The 19,173-nt window shown below is 64.8% G+C and carries 20 protein-coding genes; 1 reads left to right on the top strand and 19 read right to left on the bottom strand.

All coding sequences use genetic code 11. The features are described 5' to 3' along the window. Window positions 1-89 precede the first annotated feature (89 nt). The 9 genes from FB547_RS32015 to FB547_RS31975 form a co-directional block, all read right to left on the bottom strand. Window positions 90-1,772, bottom strand: a complete 1,683-nt coding sequence (locus tag FB547_RS32015; RefSeq protein ID WP_145747631.1) for an electron transfer flavoprotein-ubiquinone oxidoreductase — start codon at window positions 1,770-1,772, stop codon at window positions 90-92. A gap of 12 nt (window positions 1,773-1,784) precedes the next feature. Next, complete coding sequence (locus FB547_RS32010) at window positions 1,785-2,684, bottom strand: glutathione S-transferase family protein (RefSeq protein ID WP_145747630.1); 900 nt, start codon at window positions 2,682-2,684, stop codon at window positions 1,785-1,787. Window positions 2,685-2,906: 222 nt separating this feature from the next. Further along, window positions 2,907-3,326, bottom strand: coding sequence for a cupin domain-containing protein (locus FB547_RS32005; RefSeq protein WP_145747629.1), 420 nt, complete (start codon window positions 3,324-3,326; stop codon window positions 2,907-2,909). A 137-nt stretch (window positions 3,327-3,463) separates the two neighbouring features. Next, window positions 3,464-4,657, bottom strand: a complete 1,194-nt coding sequence (locus FB547_RS32000) for a bifunctional alpha/beta hydrolase/OsmC family protein (RefSeq protein ID WP_145747628.1) — start codon at window positions 4,655-4,657, stop codon at window positions 3,464-3,466. Window positions 4,658-4,673: 16 nt separating this feature from the next. Beyond that, window positions 4,674-5,060: an OsmC family protein gene (locus tag FB547_RS31995; protein ID WP_145747627.1), complete on the bottom strand. Its 387-nt coding sequence runs from the start codon at window positions 5,058-5,060 to the stop codon at window positions 4,674-4,676. Between the two features lie 16 nt (window positions 5,061-5,076). Beyond that, window positions 5,077-6,048: a pirin family protein gene (locus FB547_RS31990; RefSeq protein ID WP_145747626.1), complete on the bottom strand. Its 972-nt coding sequence runs from the start codon at window positions 6,046-6,048 to the stop codon at window positions 5,077-5,079. A 40-nt stretch (window positions 6,049-6,088) separates the two neighbouring features. Further along, window positions 6,089-6,448, bottom strand: a complete 360-nt coding sequence (locus FB547_RS31985; protein WP_145747625.1) for a hypothetical protein — start codon at window positions 6,446-6,448, stop codon at window positions 6,089-6,091. 14 nt (window positions 6,449-6,462) lie between these two features. Then, the gene (locus FB547_RS31980; RefSeq protein WP_145747624.1) at window positions 6,463-7,080 is read right to left on the bottom strand and encodes a glutathione S-transferase N-terminal domain-containing protein; all 618 of its coding nucleotides are present in this window, start codon (window positions 7,078-7,080) and stop codon (window positions 6,463-6,465) included. 319 nt (window positions 7,081-7,399) lie between these two features. Further along, window positions 7,400-8,602: an MFS transporter gene (locus tag FB547_RS31975; RefSeq protein ID WP_145747623.1), complete on the bottom strand. Its 1,203-nt coding sequence runs from the start codon at window positions 8,600-8,602 to the stop codon at window positions 7,400-7,402. A gap of 152 nt (window positions 8,603-8,754) precedes the next feature. On the opposite strand from FB547_RS31975, the gene FB547_RS31970 reads away from it, so the two are divergent. Next, window positions 8,755-9,495 carry an AraC family transcriptional regulator gene (locus tag FB547_RS31970; protein WP_261380468.1) on the top strand — a complete coding sequence of 247 codons (741 nt, stop codon included), beginning with the start codon at window positions 8,755-8,757 and terminating at the stop codon, window positions 9,493-9,495. Here FB547_RS31970 and FB547_RS31965 read toward each other — a convergent pair. The 10 genes from FB547_RS31965 to FB547_RS31920 form a co-directional block, all read right to left on the bottom strand. After that, the gene (locus FB547_RS31965; protein WP_145747621.1) at window positions 9,492-10,091 is read right to left on the bottom strand and encodes an acyloxyacyl hydrolase; all 600 of its coding nucleotides are present in this window, start codon (window positions 10,089-10,091) and stop codon (window positions 9,492-9,494) included. The two genes, FB547_RS31970 and FB547_RS31965, sit on opposite strands and share 4 nt — an antisense overlap. A gap of 87 nt (window positions 10,092-10,178) precedes the next feature. Next, a complete protein-coding gene (locus FB547_RS31960; protein WP_145747620.1) occupies window positions 10,179-11,306 on the bottom strand; it encodes an iron-containing alcohol dehydrogenase in 1,128 nt (375 codons plus the stop codon). 123 nt (window positions 11,307-11,429) lie between these two features. After that, window positions 11,430-12,353 (bottom strand): LysR substrate-binding domain-containing protein, encoded by a 924-nt coding sequence (locus tag FB547_RS31955; RefSeq protein ID WP_145747651.1) that lies wholly within the window; start codon window positions 12,351-12,353, stop codon window positions 11,430-11,432. 90 nt (window positions 12,354-12,443) lie between these two features. Continuing rightward, window positions 12,444-13,073 carry an NAD(P)H:quinone oxidoreductase gene (wrbA, locus tag FB547_RS31950; RefSeq protein WP_145747619.1) on the bottom strand — a complete coding sequence of 210 codons (630 nt, stop codon included), beginning with the start codon at window positions 13,071-13,073 and terminating at the stop codon, window positions 12,444-12,446. 50 nt (window positions 13,074-13,123) lie between these two features. Then, the gene (locus tag FB547_RS31945; RefSeq protein ID WP_145747618.1) at window positions 13,124-14,074 is read right to left on the bottom strand and encodes a ring-cleaving dioxygenase; all 951 of its coding nucleotides are present in this window, start codon (window positions 14,072-14,074) and stop codon (window positions 13,124-13,126) included. Window positions 14,075-14,108: 34 nt separating this feature from the next. Next, complete coding sequence (locus tag FB547_RS31940; RefSeq protein ID WP_315899351.1) at window positions 14,109-14,960, bottom strand: nitroreductase; 852 nt, start codon at window positions 14,958-14,960, stop codon at window positions 14,109-14,111. Beyond that, the gene (locus FB547_RS31935; RefSeq protein ID WP_145747617.1) at window positions 14,957-15,844 is read right to left on the bottom strand and encodes a tryptophan 2,3-dioxygenase; all 888 of its coding nucleotides are present in this window, start codon (window positions 15,842-15,844) and stop codon (window positions 14,957-14,959) included. The genes FB547_RS31940 and FB547_RS31935 overlap by 4 nt, the downstream gene beginning before the upstream one ends. Window positions 15,845-15,871: 27 nt before the next feature. Further along, window positions 15,872-17,239, bottom strand: a complete 1,368-nt coding sequence (locus FB547_RS31930) for an amidase (protein WP_186454315.1) — start codon at window positions 17,237-17,239, stop codon at window positions 15,872-15,874. Beyond that, complete coding sequence (locus tag FB547_RS31925) at window positions 17,236-18,243, bottom strand: glutathione S-transferase family protein (RefSeq protein ID WP_261380467.1); 1,008 nt, start codon at window positions 18,241-18,243, stop codon at window positions 17,236-17,238. The genes FB547_RS31930 and FB547_RS31925 overlap by 4 nt, the downstream gene beginning before the upstream one ends. Window positions 18,244-18,511: 268 nt before the next feature. Then, entirely contained in the window at window positions 18,512-19,135 is a 624-nt protein-coding gene (locus tag FB547_RS31920; protein ID WP_145747616.1) for a glutathione S-transferase family protein, read from the bottom strand. Window positions 19,136-19,173: the final 38 nt, after the last annotated feature.

Genomic DNA, 19,173 nt, shown 5'->3' with positions numbered 1-19,173 from the left:
TGTGCGTGGGCCGGTGACAGTGAAAGCGAGGGGATGGGAATCATCATGGCATGGGTTCCTTGGCGTCCGCCAGCGGCGAACAGGTCGATCTACATGGCTTCATAGGTGGGACCGTCGCCGCCTTCGGGTGCGATCCACACAATATTCTGGGTCGGATCCTTGATGTCGCAGGTCTTGCAATGGATGCAGTTTTGCGCATTGATCTGCAGCTTGTCTTCGCCCTTGTCGTTCCGGAGGAACTCGTACACGCCGGCGGGGCAGTAGCGGCTTTCGGGGCCCGCGTACACCCGCAGGTTGACGTCGACCGGCACCGCCGCATCGCGCAGCGTCAGGTGCACCGGCTGGTCTTCCGCGTGATGCGTGTTGCTCAGGTAGACCGAGCTCAGGCGGTCGAAGCTGCAAACGCCGTCCGGCTTCGGATAGGCGATGGGCTCGCAGCGGTCCGCGGGCCGCAGGCTCGCGTGGTCCGGGCGCGTGTTTTGCAGCGTCCAGGGCGGCGCGGCGATGCCCAGCTTGGGCATCAGCCATTGCTCGACGCCAGTCATGAGCGTGCCGGCAAGCGAGCCCTTCTTGAACCACAACTTGAAATTGCGGGATTGGTGCAGCTCCGTGTGCAACCAGCTGGCCTCGAAGGCGCGTGGATAGTCCGTGAGCTCGTCGCCCGAACGCCCTGCCTGCAGGGCCCCGCAGGCGGCTTCCGCGGCCAGCATGCCGGTCTTGATGGCCGCATGGCTGCCCTTGATGCGCGCGGCGTTCAGGTAGCCCGCCTCGCACCCGACCAGGGCCCCGCCGGGGAAAACGGTGCGCGGCAAACTCTGCGGCAAACCGTTGTTGATGGCCCGTGCACCGTAGCCAATGCGCTTGCCGCCATCGAGATGCCTGCGAATCGCGGGATGCGTTTTCCAGCGCTGAAACTCTTCGAACGGACTCAGCCAGGGATTGCGGTAGTCGAGCCCGACGACAAAGCCCAGCGCCACCTGGTCGCCGTCGAGGTGGTAGAGAAAGCCGCCGCCGAACGTCTCGCGGTCCATGGGCCAGCCCGCGGTGTGCACGACCAGGCCCGGTTCGGCCCGAGAGGGGTCGACGTTCCACAGCTCCTTGAGGCCGATGGCATAGCTGGCCGCATCTCGCCCGGCGTCGAGCCCAAACCTCGCGAGCAGTTGTCGCCCGAGCTGCCCGCGCGCGCCCTCGGCAAAAACCGTGTATTTGCCGCGAAGCTCGACACCGGGCTGGAACGCGGCCGTCGGCTTGCCGTTGCGGCCCACACCCACGTTGCCGGTCGCCACGCCCGAGACGCGTCCTTGCGGGTCGTAGAGGATTTCGGTCGCGGCAAAGCCCGCGAAGATCTCGACGCCAAGACTCTCCGCATACGCGCCCAGCCACTTGACCAGCAGGCCGAGGCGCACGACGTAGTTGCCTTTGTTGCGAAAGCACTGCGGCACCAGAAAGCCTGGCGTTCGCATCGCGCGCTGCTTGCCCAGAAACAGGAATTCATCCCGCGTGACGGGTTGGCTCAAGGGTGCCCCCAGCGTGCGCCAGTCAGGCAGCAGTTCGTCGATGGCACGAGGATCCATGACCGCGCCTGAGAGTGTGTGGGCGCCGGGCTCGCTGCCTTTCTCGAGCACCGCGACCGAGAGGTTCGCATCGATCTGCCTGATCCGGATGGCCGCCGCCATTCCAGCGGGGCCGCCGCCCACGATGACGACGTCGTAGTCCATCGACTCGCGCGGCCCGGGGAAGGGCGGCGCGGCTTGGGCGGGGGCAGCGCTCATGGGCGATGGCGCCTAAAGATCGATCCGGATCGCGCCGGTGCTGACATAGCGCGAGAAGTTCTGGAACGGAATGGCCGCCTGTGCGCGATAGTTCTCGTCTTTCCAGCTGAATATCGTGTCCATACGGGAGATCTCGATCTCCACGAGACCGCGGCGCACTTCGAGCTCGGCGCCGTCGCCTTCGCTGTATTCCACCGTCCCTACCACCTCGGCGTTCAGCGTGGTGGCGAGGTTGTCGCGGATCCGTTCGTTCAGGCGCATCAACTGATCGGAGACGCTGTGCGCACGTTCGGTACGCGGCGCCAGGTCTTCCTCCATCACGAGAGCCGCATGCACGCCTTCGTCGGCATGCATTCGGCGAACGAAGGCCGTCAGGTGGTCGAAGCCGTGCAGGCCGACCTTCGTTCCGATGGCCCAGCGCAGCATCACGAAGAGGTAGGCATCGGCGATGGAGCGCTGCCCCGTGAGCCATTCGCGTCCTTCGAGCTGGGCATTCAGCCGCCCGAGGTACTCGCGCACGTGGCCGCGCGCAATGGCCGCAAGTTGCGCTGCCAGGCCGTCGTCCGGCAGGTAGCGTTCGGGAAAGAAGATTGGCCTGAACGCCTTGTGCACATCGGAGTTCAGGAAGCCCAGCCAGCGCATCACCTCGGCCCGCGAGCGCGGCGAGCCGTCACCCGCCAATTGCAGATGCGGATGCAGGTCCGCGAGGTAACCGAGGATGGCGACATTCTCGGTCAGCGTGAAGTCGCCGTGCACCAGCAGCGGCACCACGCCGGTCGGGTTGAGCGCCAGGTACTCCGGCGCCTTGATGCTGCGGCGGTCCATGCGGACCGCCTCATACGGCTCGCTGGACCACTCGAGCACGATGTGGTCGGCCAGTGCGCTGGCACCGGGCATGTAGAAGAGTTTCATCGCAGAAGTCCTGTGTGCTTTTGCCGGCTTCCTGTCGTAGGAAGCAAGGAATGCCTTCCACCCGCCGCGTCGCCGTGTTGCTGGTCGGATTTACGCGGGGACACCGCGCCGACGTGAGTCTGTCCCGTGCACGAACGGGTGGAAAGTGCACGCCTCATTACAGCCGCCTCGGCGATCTGACACCCGTCATCTTCGTTGTGGCGGGTGGAATGCAACCGTGGGTTATTTCACTGGAATGAAGAACTCGGCACCCTTGTTCTTCACGAGCATGACCACGAACTTCGCGGGCTTGGTCTTGCTCGCGTTGCGACCGACGGTGTGGATGTCATCGGGGCCTTCATAGAAGGTGTCGCCGGCCTTGAGAGTTACTTCCTTGCCGCCTTTCACGCCCATCACGATTGAGCCTTCGAGCACGTACACGTAGCTGTGGGCGTCGTGGCGATGCACGGGGTCGGCGGCGCCCGGCGGATAGTCCACCGTAATCATCAGCACTTCCTTGCCGGGGATGTCCTTCATCTCCTGAGTCAGAAGCGGCGTCACCTTCGCGTCTTTTGGGGTGCCGTGCGCGGCGGCGTGTTGCGTCATCGCTGCGCCTCCGGCGAACAACAGCGCCAGCCCGATATTTCTTGCAGTTTTGATCATGGTCTTGCCTTCGTTGATGTGATGAATGGATCGTAGGAGTGGGCGGCGCGGTGGGGTAGGCCTGTGAGACGGATCACGGTGTTGTCTGCAAGGCACCAATACCGAAACGCATGCGCACGCGGGCCATCCCTGCGGGCTCATGCCGGTGGGTCTTCTTCCACAGGATCGAAACGCACGCCCCCTTCGAGGGTGCGGTGAACGGGGCATCGCTGCGCGACTTCCAGCAATTGCTCGCGTTGCACCTGCGTAATGGCTCCGTCTATCGATACCCGTCGACTGAAGACATCGGGCGGGGAAGCCGCCTTGTCCTTCCGGTGGTTCACCGCGGTGCGGATGCGTGCGACCGGCCAGCCCTTGCTGTCGGCGTAATGGCGCAGCGTCATGGTGGTGCAGGCGGCGAGCGCAGACGACAACAGGTCGTAGGGCGTGGGGCCCGAGCCGAGTCCTCCCACAGTCGCGGGTTCGTCCGCGAGCCAGCGCGAGCCGCCCGAGCGCAGCGCGAGCTGGAATTTTCCGAGGCCGGTTTCTTCCGCTTCTGCATCAGCTGCGACCGGGTGGCCGGCGGGCGGCTCAGGCAGGTAGCGGGCTGCCCAGGTTGCGATGAGGCGCGCGACGCGTTCGGCGTCTTCGCGCTTCGACAGCAGGTGGTCCGCGTCATCGAGCGAGACAAAGCTCTTGGGATGCCTCGCTGCCAGGAAGATGCGGGTGGCGTTCTCGATGTCGACTGTGCGGTCTTGCGGCGCATGAAGCAGCAGCAGTGGCCGGCGCAGAGCTGCGATGCGCGCCCCCGAATCGTGTTTGCGCAAGTCGTCCACGAAGGCCTTGCCGACCGACATCGGCCGTCCGACCACCTGGACCATCGCCTGTCCCTCTGTGTCGAGCCGCGCAAGACCAGCGGGATCCAGCAGATGCAGCACCTGTGCCACGTCGAAGGGCGCGGCAATGGTCGCGATCGCATGCGCGCTGGCGATCCGGCCCGCAGCAGCCAGCATCGCAGCGCCACCGAGGCTGTGGCCGACGAGCAAGCGGGGCGGCATTCCGGCAGCCTCCATGGCCTCGGCGGCAGACACCAGATCCTGCACGTTCAGCGAGAAACTCGCGTCGGCGAAGCTGCCCTCGCTGTCGCCCAGCCCTGTGAAGTCGAATCGAAGCACCCCGATGCCCACACTGGCCAGCTCCCGCGCGATGCGCACGGCGGCGAGGTTGTTCTTGCCACAGGTGAAGCAGTGCGCGAAGAGCGCCCAGCCCCGCTGGATGCCCTCTGGCATTTCGAGGCTGCCTGACAGGCGGAGTCCGTTCTGGTTGAGAAACGCGAAGGAGCGAGTGGGCACGGGCGTGTTCCTGTGTCTAGAGCAGATGCGTACGAATCGGGATGCCCGACTTCAGCGTCAGGGTCACCGGGGTTCGCTCGGCGACGTCGGCCAGGCGCGCCTTCTGCGCGTCGTCCAGGCCGAAAATGCGCAACGATCTTTCGATCACCATGGCGTTGTCTTCCCGCGCAAGATGAAGGTCGACCTGCACCGATTCGAGGGGCCAGCTTTTGAGGTCCGCATACATGCGGAGCGTGATGGCGGTGCACGCCCCCAGGCCGGCAATCACCAACTCGTAGGGCGTGGCCCCTGCGCCTTCGCCGCCGAGGACGGAGGGCTCGTCCGAGACGAGCGTGTGCCCGCTGGCGAGGTCAATGTGCGTGTGATAGTGGTCTCGTCCGATGCGGGCGGTGCCTTGGGCCATGGCCTGGACTCTTTCTTTATGCGGAAGCGGGGCGTGCGGCTGGCGTGTCCGCAGGCAGGGGAATGAACTCGCTGTCGCCGGGAACGCCCGCAAATCGCTGCGCGCGCCAGTCGTCCTTGGCCTGCGCGATACGCTCGGCGGACGATGAGACGAAGTTCCAATAGATATGCCGTGGCTCGGCAAGCGGTTCGCCACCGATCAGCATCAGGCGGGTCGCCCCGGCCCCGCGCAGCACGAGTTCGGCGCCGGGCTTGAACACCACGAGTTCGCCGGCTTCGAAGCGGCCGGCCTGGCCAAGCACCTCGAGCGCCCCAGACACCACGTAGACCGCACGTTCGACGTGCTCCGCCTTCACCTGGTAGCGCGCGGCGTCTTCGAGCACGATGTCTGCGTAGACCATGTCCGAGTACGTGCGCACTGGTGACACCAGTCCATCGCTTCGCCCCGCGATCAGCCTCAATGCAGCGCCGTCCGAATCGGTCTTGGGAATGGCCGCCGCGGCGTGATGGAAGAAGCCCGGTTCGGCCTCTTCATGCGTCTTCGGCAGCGCCACCCAGGCCTGAATGCCGAACAGCGACGCCCCGGGCCGGCGCTCGGCCTCGGGCGTTCGCTCGGAGTGCACGATGCCCGAACCGGCGGTCATCCAGTTGACCTCGCCGGGACGGATCGCCTGCACGTTGCCCAAGCCATCGCGATGCATGATCTCGCCAGCGATCAGGTAGGTGACCGTGGCCAGGCCGATGTGCGGATGCAGCCTCACGTCGAAAGCCTGGCCGGCCGTGAAGGTCGCGGGCCCTATGTGGTCGAAGAAGATGAACGGCCCGACCATCCGCCGGTGCGCAGACGGCAACGCCCTTCGAACCTTGAAGCCGTCTCCGAGGTCGCGCGTCGGAGGTAGGATGACGGTCTCGACACCAGCGACCCCGCTCTGGCGAATGGTCGTGGCGGGACTCAGTGCGCCGTGCGCCTGAACGAGGACTTTGCTCATGTGATGGTCAAGGGAGTTGGGAAGACGATCGCTGGTGCGCTCACGCTTGGGGCGCGGTCGAGTCGCGCCAGCACAGCGCGGAGAGCACGGTGCCTTCGCCGTCGATCTCGAACTCTTCGGGCAGGGGCCCATCGATGCGTTCCAGTTGCACGGTACCGGACAGCCGTTCGCGCAGATCGCGCGCCCATCGGCTGCCGTGCGCCATCCAGGCGGGACTGATCTCATCGCCGTCTAGCGAGGGTTCAAGCATCACGATGACCCGCAGCGCGGGCCCGTCCGTCGCCTGGATCGCCCACAGCCGCCGAACCGCGGGCTGTTCGGCGTACCAGCGGGCCAGTGCAGTCGACGTGGCGCAGATGGGTTCGAGGGCTTCGAGAGCAGAGGTTAAGGACAGTCTCATGGCATGCCCGGGGGTTACTGCGGCATGCCGCTCTCGGCACGAAGGGCGGCTTGCACTCCGGGGTCGCCGTCCATCATCCGTACGAATCGCGCGAGGTTGTCCAGGCCTTGCATGTCGACCTTCCTGGCTGCCGACCAGCGCGAGAGCACGAAGAGATACGGGTCCGCGATGGAGCGTTCGCCGGTCAGCCAGTCCCGGCCGTCGAGCTGGTCGTCCAGCCGCGCGAGGTACTCGCGCACATGGCCGCACGCGTTGTCCGCAAGGACCGGCGCCATCGCCGCGTCTTTCAGGAAGCGCTGCGGCACGAAGATCGGCTTGAACGCCTTGTGCACATCCGAGTTGAGGAAGCCGAGCCAGCGCATGACCTCGGCGCGAGCGCGCGGCGACCCGTCGCCCAGCAGGCGCGCTTCCGGGTACAGGTCGGCCAGGTAGCCGAGGATGGCGACGTTCTCGGTGAGCGACAGGTCGCCGTGAGCCAGCAGCGGCACCGTGCCGCCCGCATTGATGGCAAGGTAGTCGGGCGACTTGATGCTTTCCAGGCTCATGCGCACCGGTTCGTGGTCTGCGCCGATCCACTGGAGGACGATCAGGTCAGCGAGGGAGCATGCACCGGGCATGTGATAGAGCTTCATGGGGTATCCGTTGGGTTGAGGCGACCCGTTCGCTTTTTGGCGGACGGTCGGCATCGCGTTGTGCAGGAGAGGCTTTGCGAACGAATCAATGCTAGGCAGGCGTGCGCGGCGGCGGAAGGCATGTGTCGGGGTGCACCGTGTTGTCACCGGCGCACCAATCGCGGTGCCGGTGCATCGACGCATTGGTGCATTGGTGCGGACAGGGAAACACCGTGGTCACGCCGTGGCACCTACCGCCGCCCGCTGGGCGCGCCTACCATCCTCGCGAACCTGATACATGAAGCACGCATGCCTCGAGCCGCTCGGACATCTGCACCATTCATTTGCCAATGTGCACGGCGCGGCCCACCGACAGCCCAAGCGCACACATCGCCAGGCACAGGACCAGGCAGGCCGCCAGCGGCATCGTCCAGTTGCCTGCGGCCTCGTGCAGGTAGCCCACCAGCGTGGGACCGACAGCTGCCAGTAGGTAGCCGATGCATTGCGACATGCCGGAAAGCGACGCGGCGATCTGTTGGCTGCCCGCGCGCAGCCCGACGAAGGCCAGGCTCAGGATCAACGCCGACCCCATTCCCATGCCGAAGGCAAAGAGCCACAGCGGCGTCCACATGGGCAGGGCCAGCAGGCCTACCAGGCCACAGGCACTCAGCGCCGGCGAAGCGAAGGCAATCCAGCGCTGATCGGTCATGCGATGCAGGAGCGGCATCAGCAGCAGCGCGGGCACGGCCCCTGCGAGCTGCATCCACCCATGCAGTGTGCCGGCGCGTGCGCTCGAGAAGCCGGCCTCCTGGAGAATCGAAGGCAGCCATGCAATCGCCGCAAAGTAGATGAAGCAGGTGAGGCCCAGGTACCCGGCCACCTGCCAGGCCAGTGAGGCCTTCCACACCGAGGCCCCCACCGAGGCTCTGTCCGCACCCGCGACAAGGCCCGGTGCCGAGACGGTTCGAAAGCGCAGTTGCGGCAGCCACAGCAATGCAGCAGCGAGCGGCAGCACGGCGACGGCGCCCAGCGAGGCCGGCCATCCGGCGCCAAGCGCGTGGTCCAGCGGCACCGCCACGGCCGAAGCGAGGCCCGCGGCAGAGATCATCGCGAGTGCATACGCGGCCGTGAGCTTCGCCACATGATGAGGAAAGTCCCTTTTCAGCAAGCTCGGCAACAAGACGTTGGCAATGGCAATCGCGCCGCCGATCACGCAGGTTCCCGCATAGAGCGCCGAAGCTGTGCCGCCCGAGCGCACGGCGATGCCTGCGACGAGCAGGACCAGCGATGCAAAGAGCACGCGCTCCAGGCCGAATCGGTGTGCAATGGGTGCAGCAAGCGGAGACACCAAGGCGAACGCGAGAAGTGGCAGTGTCGTCAGCAGGCCGGCCTGCGAGGCGTTGAGCGCGAAGCTCTCGCGCACGGGTTCAAGCAAGGGCCCCAGCGCGGTGATGGGTGCCCTGAGGCTGGCCGCGATGAGCAGGATGCCAGCGATGAGAACCGCGGCGCGGGGCGAAGAATCTGCCGGTTGTGAAGAATGCATGGAGGTCCGAAGTGATGCGGGATGCCACGGAAGAATCTAGTGACGAAGCGCGGATTCGAATGCCTGCGGACGGGCTGAATATGAGCAAATCCGGTCAAGATGAACCGCGAGGAGCACGCCGCCTAGCTCCTTGGACTTTCGACTTCGAAAAGATGGATGCCCGCGTGGCCGCCGTGCGGATCCGCACCCAGGCGCTGGCCGAGGAATTGCCGACGCACCAGCATCCGCAAGGTCAGCTGGCGATGCTGCTGCGCGGCACCGTGACCTGTGAAGTGCCCGGTGCGCTGTGGATGGCGCCGTTGCACGGTGGTTTCTGGATTCCCGGGGGCGTGCCGCACAGCCTGCGCGTTTCGGCGGACGGAAATGCCTGTTTTCTTTTTGTGGATGACGCCGCCACCGTCATGCCGCAGACCTGCTGCTCGTTGAGCATCAGCCCCTTGCTGCGCGAACTCATTCTTCACGTGGCCGCTTTGTCAGAGGGCGCGCAGCGCGACCCGCAGGCGCAACGGCTGCACGCCGTGCTGCTCGACCAACTGGTGCGCATGCCAACCGAGGCCATGCACTTGCCGGTGTCGGAGGAGCCGCGTCTGCGCCGGCTGATCAATGCTCTGATGCGCGATCCGGCAGACCGGACTACGGCAGCGCAATGGGCGTCGCGCCTGGCCATGAGCGAGCGGACCCTGACCCGCCTCGTGCAACTCGAAACGGGCATGTCCTTCGGACGCTGGAGCCAGCGCCTGCGCCTGATCGTGGCGCTGCAAAGGCTGAACTCGGGCCTCTCGGTGCAACGGGTGGCCGATGAGCTGGGCTACGACTCGGTGAGCGCCTTCATCGCGATGTTCAGGAAGGCCATGGGCCAGCCACCGGCACGCTACCTTGCGCAGCGGCGCTAGAACCGGCGGGCGTATCGGATCTGGACGAAGTTCTCTCCGGGGTTCGGATGCTTGATGCCTGCGTTCGAGAAATGTTCGAGACGCAGCGCGATCTCGTGCCGGCGTTGCTCGCCGAAGCTTCGACCCACGGCCAGATGGGTGCTGAAGTTGAAGCTCGTCGAAAAGCTCTTCTGCCGGGTCTTGTAGACCGACGAAGTGGCGGTCACCCCCAGGCCCGTTTCGAAGAACCAAGGCGAGGCGCCATCTGCAGGGCGGTAGCGCAGCACCGGAACCAACGCGAGCTGCGAGAGGTGCGAAAGCCCGGAACGGTCGGCCGACTGGATCTGCCAGTACGCGTAAGAAGCCTCCAGGTAGCTGCTCAGCTCGCCCGGTCCCAGCTGCCATCGATAGGGCAGGTCCCAGCTGAGTCCGACGGTCAGCGTTCGTGTGCCATGGGAAGAGCCGGCTTGCACGAACGCGGAATCAGGAGGGGCAAATGCCTGCGCGGCGGTATCGCCTGCATGAGAGAGGCAGAGTCCGAGGCAGAGCCATGTGGCGGCTTTGAGGCTGCGGCGCCAAGGCGCGGAAAAGTTCGGGGAAGAAAGGGCGTTTGACATCGCCCAAGCGTAGGGAGACGGGGGCGCGATTGCATGCCCCAAAAGAGAGAGCTGGCGTCCTCCCTTTGGTCTTGCCGGGCGTGTGGGTCACCAGACGCTGTCTAGCAAGGCGTCGAGCTTGATGCTTGCGTTGTTGCCCAGGTCGGCCACTTCGTTGGGGTAGTTCTTCTTTAGCAGCTTGGCCACTTCCGGCAGCTTTGCCTTGTCGAGGTCGAAGGCACCGATGCGATTCGGCAGGCCGAGTGAGGTAACCACGGCTTCGATCCGGCCGGCCAGTTGGGCGGCGGCATCGGCGTGCGCGGCAAGCGCGGAAGGGGCGCCGAAGATCTCGAGCTTGTCGCCATAGAAATCCGCGCAGGCGCGAATGACGGGCGCGAGGGTGATGCAGGAGGTCGCGCTGTGCGGCAAGCCGAAGGTGCCGCCCAGGATATGGCCGATGCGGTGGCTCAGGCCATAGATGACAGATGCAGGCGAGAAGTAGCACTGCCAGGCCGCCAGCTGCAGTTGCAGCAGATCGTCGGGTGTCACCAGTCCCTTGTCCATCGCTTCGCGCGTCGGCATGGCCTGCGGCCACTTCTGCAGGACTGTCAGGAACCGCTCCAACCCGCTCGCCGCCATGATCGCGTGCGGGTGTTCCTTCGTCACCTTGCGCATGCCCTCTACCGCGTGGTCCATGCCCTTGATGGCCGATGACAGGAGCAGCGCACGCGGCGTGTCGAACACCAGTACCGGGTCGATCACGACCACCTTGGGCACCGTCTCGCGCACCGCGTAGCTGCGCTTGAATTTTTCGGAACCATCCGTCTCGGTGATGCCGAAATAGTGGGAGAACTCGGAACCCGAAAGCGTCGTAGGCAATGCCGCGATGGTAAGGTAGCGTCCCGTCTTTTCGTGATGCAGATGGGATACGGCCTTGGCCGCGTCGAGCACCGAACCGCCTCCCAGCGCCACGATCGACTGGGCCCGGGCGTGGAGGCAGGCTTCGAGTCCGGCCTGCACTGCCACGTCCGGCACATGCGGCGGCAGCGCCATGAAGCTGCCCACGGCCTGCTTCAGGTTGGGCCGCACGCAATCTTCATAGAGCTTTGTCAGCGGTTCGACGGTGAACACCATCGGCCGATGGATGCCGTGCTCGCCGAGCCGTGCCACCGCGGCTTGCAAGATGTGCTGGCCCCAAAAAATGCCGTCTTGCGGCAAGCAATTCAAATGATTCATCTCGATCGGCCTCGTGAAAGTCAAGGCCGAAAAGATAGGTCCTTCACCCGGAGCTCACAAGCCGCTCTTTGCCGGACGCAGCGTTCGTATTCGTGGACGACAGGGCTTTGCCGCCCGGTCGGTTCACTCGAAGCTGCGGGGGTGGTCGAAAGCCGTGACCACCGGCATTTCCACGGCGAGGAAGTCGACCAGTGAACGCACCGCGGGAAGCAGTCCGGTGCGGAACGGGATCAGCGCCGAGATTCGGGCATCCGCCGCCGACCAGTCGGGCAGGAGTTGCCGCAAGGTTCCGTCCCTCAGCTCCGACCTGCAGATATAGCCCGGGAGCGCAACGATGCCCAGGCTGGCGCATGCCGCCTCCTTGAGCGCGACCATGTTGTTGCTCTGAAAGCACGGGTCGATGGGCATGACGAGTTCTTCGTCGTCCGGCCCCTTCAGCTGCCACTGCTGCGGCCCGTTGCGCACCATCGCGACCGTGGCGTGCTGCGCAAGGTCCGCGGGGCTTTCAGGCACCCCCCTTTGCGCGAGGTAGCCGGGGCTGGCGAACAGGTACCAGGGAACGTTGGCAAGGGCGCGCTGCACCAGCGTGGAGTTCTGCAGCGACGCCGTGTGCCCGCGTATCGCAAGATCGAAGCCTTCGCCCACGATGTCCACATACCGATCGGTCGCAATCTCCACGACGCGCACCTTCGGATACCGGTTCATGAAGACGGGAAGAATCTCGCGAAGAGCGAACTGCGCGATCTCGACCGCCGTGGTCAGCCGGATCACGCCGCTGGGTTCGGCCAGGCGCTGGCGCACTGCTTCTTCGGCAACGTCGGAGCTGTGCAGCATCGCGACCGCGTATTGGTAGAACTCCTTGCCGATGTCGGTCATGCCGAACTGGCGCGACGTTCGGTTGAGGAGCCGTACCCCGAGGTAACCCTCGAGCTCCTGGACGCGGTGGCTCAGTGTCGACTTGGGAAGGCGAAGCGCGGACCCGGCGGCGGTGAAACCTCCGCGGTCGACGACTTGCACGAAATAGAAGACATCCTTCAGGTCCAGCATCGCAATCCTGGTGAGAGAGCAGGGAGGCCGCGCAGCAGCGGCGGCCGCCACCGAGGATAGCGCTGCAACTCCCCGCCCGCTATCCCTGCCTCAGGCCGCTTCGGCCACGGGCTGCGCTGCGCGCAGCGACCGAGCTACCGAGGCGACGCGGCGGCCCTGGTAGGTCGCGACGGCGAGGTCTTCGGCACCGGGCATCACCGAGTCACGGTTGGAGACATGGGTCGCGCCATAGGGCGTACCTGCCGCGAACATTGCCGGATCGGCATAGCCGAGCGGCACGATGATCAAGCCCAGGTGCGCCATTGGGCCGTAGAGCGACAGCAGCGTCGCCTCGTTGCCGCCATGCCTGGAAGAGGTCGAGCCGAAAACCGAGCCGGCCTTGCCGTTCAGCTTGCCCTGGAACCAGAGGCCGCCGAGCGAGTCGATGTAGGCCTTGAGTTCGGCGGAAACGGAACCGAAGCGCGTCGGCGTGCCGAAGACGATCGCGTCTGCCCAGTCGGCGTCCGCCTCCGTGGGGGCCTCGTACTTGGCGTTCATTTCGCTGGCCCGCTCGGACCAATCGGGCACCTGGCGCATAACCTCCGGTGCAACGAATTCCCGCGCGCGGCGGAGCCGGACTTCCGCGCCTTCCGCCATTGCGCCCTGTGCGACAGCCTTGGCTAGAAGCTCGGTCGAGCTGTTGCGGGAATAAAAAGCGATGAGGACCTTGGGTTTGGACATGGGTTACCTGTGTTGGAAAGCAAAGAAAAAAGTGGATGCCCTGCGCGCTCTCAGACGGCAATAGGCTCCAGTCGCGCAAGGAGTTCGTCCTTGCGCTCGCGCAGCCACGGCGGCAGCTGGAACTCGGCGCCGAAATGGCCGGGTTCTTCGTCGATGGCAAAGCCGATGTCGGTGGTGGCAGCCTCGAACATCACGCCGCCCGGCATCTTGAAATACATTGAACGGAAGTAGTTGCGGTTGACTGATTCAGACGTATCGATGTGGCCCATCGACATCAACTTTTCCTTGATCTGCATCTGCTGCTCGACGTTGTCCACCGCAAAGGCGACGTGGTGGATCGTGCCTTCGCCGTAGATCGACGAGCCCTGCAGGCGGTCCGGCTCGTGCACGAATTCGACGATGGTGCCAGGCTTGCCGTCGGCGGTTTCGAAGCGGTGGTGGGGGCCGGATTGGCCGACGTAGTAGAAGTCCAGCGCTTCCTTCATGAAGATGATCGACTCATCGACCTCGCGCAAAGACAGCGTGATGCTGTGAACGCCGCGAATCGCGAATTGCGCCGGGATGTCGTCAGCAGTGCAGGGCGGGCGCGTGTCCTTCCCGGAGGCCACCAGGTCGAACTCGATGCCGCAGGGGTGCTGGAAGCGCTGGCGCTGCTCTCCGAAGCGTTCGACGACGGCATCGTCGAAGATTACGCCGCGGGCACTGAAGCGTTCGCGCCAGAAATCCAGTGAACCCGCCGGCACCGAGTAGTTGATGACCTTGATCTGCCCGGAGCCGCGGCGTCCCTTCACCCCTTTCTGCTTGAAGGGGAACGAGGTGACCAGCGTACCGGCATCGCCCTGTGCGTTGCCATAGTAGAGGTGATAGACCGGCTCCTCGCCATCGAGTAGTACCGTTTTTTTGACAAGGCTCTGTCCGAGCAGCTTGACATAGAAGTCCACGTCTTCCTGTGCGCCGCTGACGCACGCGGTCAGGTGATGAAAGCCCTTGATGATCGACATATAAGTGCCCTTGTGTAACTGCGGTTGTTGGTGGCTAGTGAGTGAAGGTGGCGAATTGTTCGACCGGCGTTTTGTGCAGGGTCATGCAGTTTTCCGGTAAGCCGTTGTTCGCCCAGCCCAGCGACATGCCTGCAATCACCATCTCGTCTTGTGGAATGCCCAATTCCGCGCGCAGCACGTGGTGTTGCAGCGACCAAATTTGCTGCGGGCAGGTGTCCAGGCCCCTGCCCTTTGCGGCCAGCATGATGTTCTGAAGAAAGCAGCCGTAGCAGAGAAAGCTGGCCCATTCGAGGCGGCGATCCATCGTGAAGATGATCCCGACTGGCGCATCGAAGAACAGGAACTGCCGCTCCACGTCGCGCAGGCGCCCGGTCTTGTCGCTGCGATGCACGCCTTGCGCATCGCCGAGCTGGCCGCGAAAGGTGTTGAAGCGGCTCGCGTACGGGTCATGCAGCGGCTGCGGAAAGAAGGGGTATTCCGGAGCCAGCGTCGCATGATTGGCGCGAAACTCCGCAACTGCTGCTTTGGTCACGCGGTCGCGCGCTTCGCCGGTCACGACATAGCAGCGCCAGGGCTGTGTGTTGCTGGAGCTAGGGGCATGGCTCGCGGTCGACAGGATGTCCTTCACCGTGTCGAGGGGAACAGGCCGCTCCAGAAAGCCGCGCTTGCTGCGCCGCTCGCGGATGACGTCGTCGATGGCCGGTGTTGCATTCATTTCCAGAATCTCCATCAGTAGGTTGGCTGACAAGGTTGTCTCCGATAGTTTGGTTTGTTGTGAACTGGATGCTGCGAGGTCAAGGGAAATCGTAGGTGCGCCCCGTGCGCCTGAGAAGACCTTGCTTCTTGCACGCTCGGTCCGGGAATCGCGAACGATCGGGGTCTTCATGTCACTTGCCGGCTCATGTGGGGGCACACGGGCGGCGGGTTTCCGATGAAGGTGCGCGCCGACCAAAGTTCGGGAAACGGAATCTCTTCCATCGTTGGTGCGAGCCACGCGACGCCCTCGGTGCCAAAGTAGGCAGGTCGCGCGCCGAAGGTCCGTCGCGTAGCCATCAGGTGCCGGAATTTCCAGTTGCAGAAGCCCTGGGCAATGTCGGCCAGGGTCTCGCCGAGCTGCTGGAGTTCGATGTTTGCGTCGGGGTCGGCGTAGATCTGTCGCCAAACCTGCTCGACTTCCTTGCTGGGGTTGTAGGGAGCGCTTAAATCGCGTGCGAGCACCTCCGCGGGCACGTTCATCCCCTTGCGCCGGAGGAACGCAAGCACGTCGTCATAGAGGCTGGGCTCGGCGAGCGCTTTGCCGAGTTGTTCCCGGCGATGGGGCTGTGGCTCGAAGTGCTGCAGGTGCTCGGCCTGCTTGATCCCGAGCAGGTAGACCATGTGCCGATAGGTCCACCCCTGAAGTGCTGTGTCCTTGCCGTGCGTGGCGACGGCGCGCGAAAGTATCGCGAGCAGGTCGTTCGGCGTCATCCAGTCGATCGAACGCCAGATGGCGTCCAGCGGCGCGTGGTGCGCAACGACCCGCAGCAGCGTGCGCCACGCCTGCGGCAGGTTGTCCGCACGCAGGAATGCCTGGGCCGACTGGATTTCCTTGATGATGAGCATCCAGTAGAGTTCCGACACCTGCACGTGAACGATCCAGGCGTGCTCTCCGGGATGGTCGCTGACGGTGCGCTGCAGCGAGTGCAGCGTGTCGGTCTGCATCCACGCGCTGTAGGGCGTCTGGCCGGTTGGAGGACGTTCGATGGTGCCGAGGGTTGGGGTGTCGCTCATGGTGTGCTCCTGGTGGTGGGGATATGTCTATGCGCCGTCGCGCAGCAGGCGTTCAATTTGCCGCGCAACCTGCAGAAGTGCGCCGTCGCAGCCCGGCTTCGCCACGATCTGCAGCCCGGTGGGAAGTCGGTCGTCGCGTATGGCAAGGGGAATCGAGATGGCGGGGAATCCCGCGACGTTGAATGGCGCCGTGTAGGTCATCAGCGCCTCGCGCACCGTTCCCGACCAGTGGCTGATGTCGATCGATAGCTGGCCTACCCGCGGCGCGGTACAGGGGCAGGTCGGCAGCACGAGATAGTCGAGATCCGACATCGCGCGATGCAGCCGCGCAGTGAAGTCGCGCCGCGTCTGCTGTGCGCGTGCGTAGTCGCCCAGCGTCATGGTCCTGGCGCGTTCGAGCCTGTCGATGGTCTCCGGGCCGTAGGCCGCGATGCGGACGGCGTTGTTGCGCCGGAAGTGCTCGACACCGCCTTCGGTGAGAACGATGTGCGCAAAGGCTTCGAAGACGCCGTCGAACAGTTCAGGCTCGTCGAGCGTCGTGCTGGCAAAGAACTTTGCGAGTGTCGTGATGGCGACGTCGAACGCGACTGCGACTTCGGCGTCCAGCGGTACGGGTGCAATCTCGCGGATAATGCCCAGGCGTGCGTGCGAAAGCGCACTGTCTTGCGGCACCTCGATGCGTAAGGCGCCCGCGAGCATCGCGACGTCGTCAACCGTTTTACCAAGGATGCCGGGATGGTCCAGCGTCGGCGCCAGTGGAAAGATGCCGCGCGTGGGAAATGCCCCGAACGTCGGCTTGAATCCGACAACTCCGCACAACGCGGCCGGTATCCGCACCGATCCGCCGGTGTCGGTGCCAAGGCCGGCCGCCACGGCTCCGCAGGCGATGGCCGCGGCGGCTCCGCCGCTGGAGCCGCCGGGAATGCGCGTGCGGTCCAGCGGGTTCAACGCGTCGCCGAAGGTGGCGCTGGCCGTAGTCACGCCCCATGCAAATTCATGCGTCGTGGTCTTGCCGATGGGAATGGCGCCTTGCTCGATTAACGCGCTCACGACGTCGGCGTCGACGGTTGGAAGGTGCCCCAGATAGGCGGCCGAGCCGTAGCTGGTCTCGACGCCTCGGGTGTCGATCAGGTCCTTGACGCCGATGGCCAGCCCCTCCAGCGCGCGTTGCCGGCCTTGCGCATAGCGTCGTTCGCTTTCCGCCGCGGCGCTGAGCGCGCCGTTGCGGTCGATGGCGGCGAAGGCGTGCAACTCTCGCTTGCTGGCTTCTGCTGCGTCAAGCGCCTGCCCGATCAGGTCGGAGACCGTGACGCGTCCCTCGGCCAGGGCTTCGTGCGCGAGGCGAAGACCGGATGCGCGAGGAACCGCGCTGGGTGGGTGGCGGACGATGTTCAAGGGCAGCTCGCCACGGCATTCATGTAGCGGGAGTGCGGCAACGAGTCGAGCGACGCCTTGATGGCTTCCTTGCACAAGGAGGGCCGCCTCGCCAGCACGTCGAAATAGTTGGTGACGCGAGGCAGCGCCTCCCACATCGATGCCAACCCGAGATAATTCAGGCGCACGAGGTTCACGCCCCAGAACACGTCCGCGAGTGAGAAGGCGTGGCCGTTCGTGCAGGCGAACGAACCCGCAGCCAGGTCACGCTCCAGGTCGTTCAGCAGTTGCCCTGTCTTCTGGCGCGCGGCACGCTGAAACTCCGGATCGCGGCACACGTTCTTGCCGCCGCTTTCTTTCACGATCTTGGCGCGATAGGCCGCCACCAGCTCGGGCTCCCCGGCGTTGTCGGACACCAGGCGCTGAAGCACCATGACCTTGTAGTCATAGACGGTCTGCATCGATGCCTTAAGCGCTTCGGGTCGCAGGTCCGCATCCGGATGAAAGCCGTAGAGCAGGGCGCCGTTGGGAATCCTATCGACGACGTCGACCTGGCGCATTACCTCGGCGCGTGCATCGGGCACCTCGGGAATGAGTTGGATCGGCTCGCGCGACAAGCCATCGAGGTAGATGCAGATGCGCTTTGAATCGGCAATCACACGGCCGGCCTCGTGGTCGACGAGCAGTGGCACGACGCACGGGTCGAAGCCCTCCGTCTCGACCGAGGTCCGTCCGCTGTAACCGCTGATGAATTTGGGGTTCAACTCTCGCGCGGCGACCAGGCGCAAGCGGATGTAGGCGGGGCTGTAGTGTTCGGCCGGAACCAATCCGTCGCCTCCCATGGTGCTCAGGATCAGCATGTCGTTGGAGCGATATGAAAACGCTTTCTCATGCAGCACCGTGCGCACCTTCTGCGAGCACAGCGAGCTTGCCGCATGGAAGAGTTCGAACCTGGGTTGCGCCCGTCCGCCCACGATGGCGATGCGGGTGGGGTCCGCAATGGCGGCGCGCGCGGCGGCGGCCATCTCGATCAGGGAAGCACGACTCGTCATCACATTCCTCATCAGCCTGCATGGCAGGCACACCAACCAACAATCAATGAGCGGATTTGCGTCCGGTCCGGTTCAGGATGAACGCAGGCAAATCGTAGGGAGCCCACTGGGGGTTGAGAAGGCGTCGGAGCTCGGACGCACGGTCCCGGAATTTCGAACGATCGATGGCGTGGCGATCGCGGGCGCCGCAGCCATGGCGGTTGCCACGGCCGTCACACTCGAAGCTCGACGAAGGCGCGTCTCAGGCGTCGGCCGCAGGGCCGTCTTCGGGAATCAGGCGCACCCAGCCGCGCTGCTCCTGCACGCGCACCAGCCAATCGCGGATGCCTGCGAAGCGCGCCATGTCGTAGCCGCCTTGCCCGGCCAACGCAACATAGGCCGAGAGTGCGAGGTCTGCGATGGTGTAGCCCTCGCCAACGAGCCATGTGTGCGAGAGCAGCCAATGGTCCAGCTTTTCGAGTCCTGGGTATCCCTCGGCATGCAGCCGTTCGATGTCTTGCTTCTTCGCATGGGCAAGGCCGCGCAAGTGGAGCACGCGCGGGATGGCGATGGCTTTCTGGAGGTCGGCCTGCTCAAAGAAAAGCCAACCCATGACCTCGGCACGGAGGTACGGGTCGTCGGGCAAATAGGGCGTGCCCTCGGCGAGATGCAGCAGGATTGCGCCCGACTCGACAATCGGACGACCGTCTTCCAGCACGAGAACCGGCACGCGAGCGAATCGGCTGATCTGGAGAAAAGAAGGTTCGCGGGTCTCGCCTTTCTGCAGGTCCAGCGTGATGCGTTCGTAGTCCAACCCCAACTGGCTCAGGAGGATGCGGATCTTCCATGAGTTGCCCGATAGACGACTGTCATAGAGACGCAGCATGGTTGACTCCATCAAGTGAGACCCGCAGGGCCGGAATG

It is taken from the genome of Variovorax beijingensis (assembly GCF_007828835.1).
GTDB classification, from domain to species: domain Bacteria; phylum Pseudomonadota; class Gammaproteobacteria; order Burkholderiales; family Burkholderiaceae_C; genus Variovorax; species Variovorax beijingensis_A.
The sequence above is the reverse complement of the archived record's forward strand: the minus strand, read 5'-3'. Positions and strand labels throughout refer to the sequence as shown.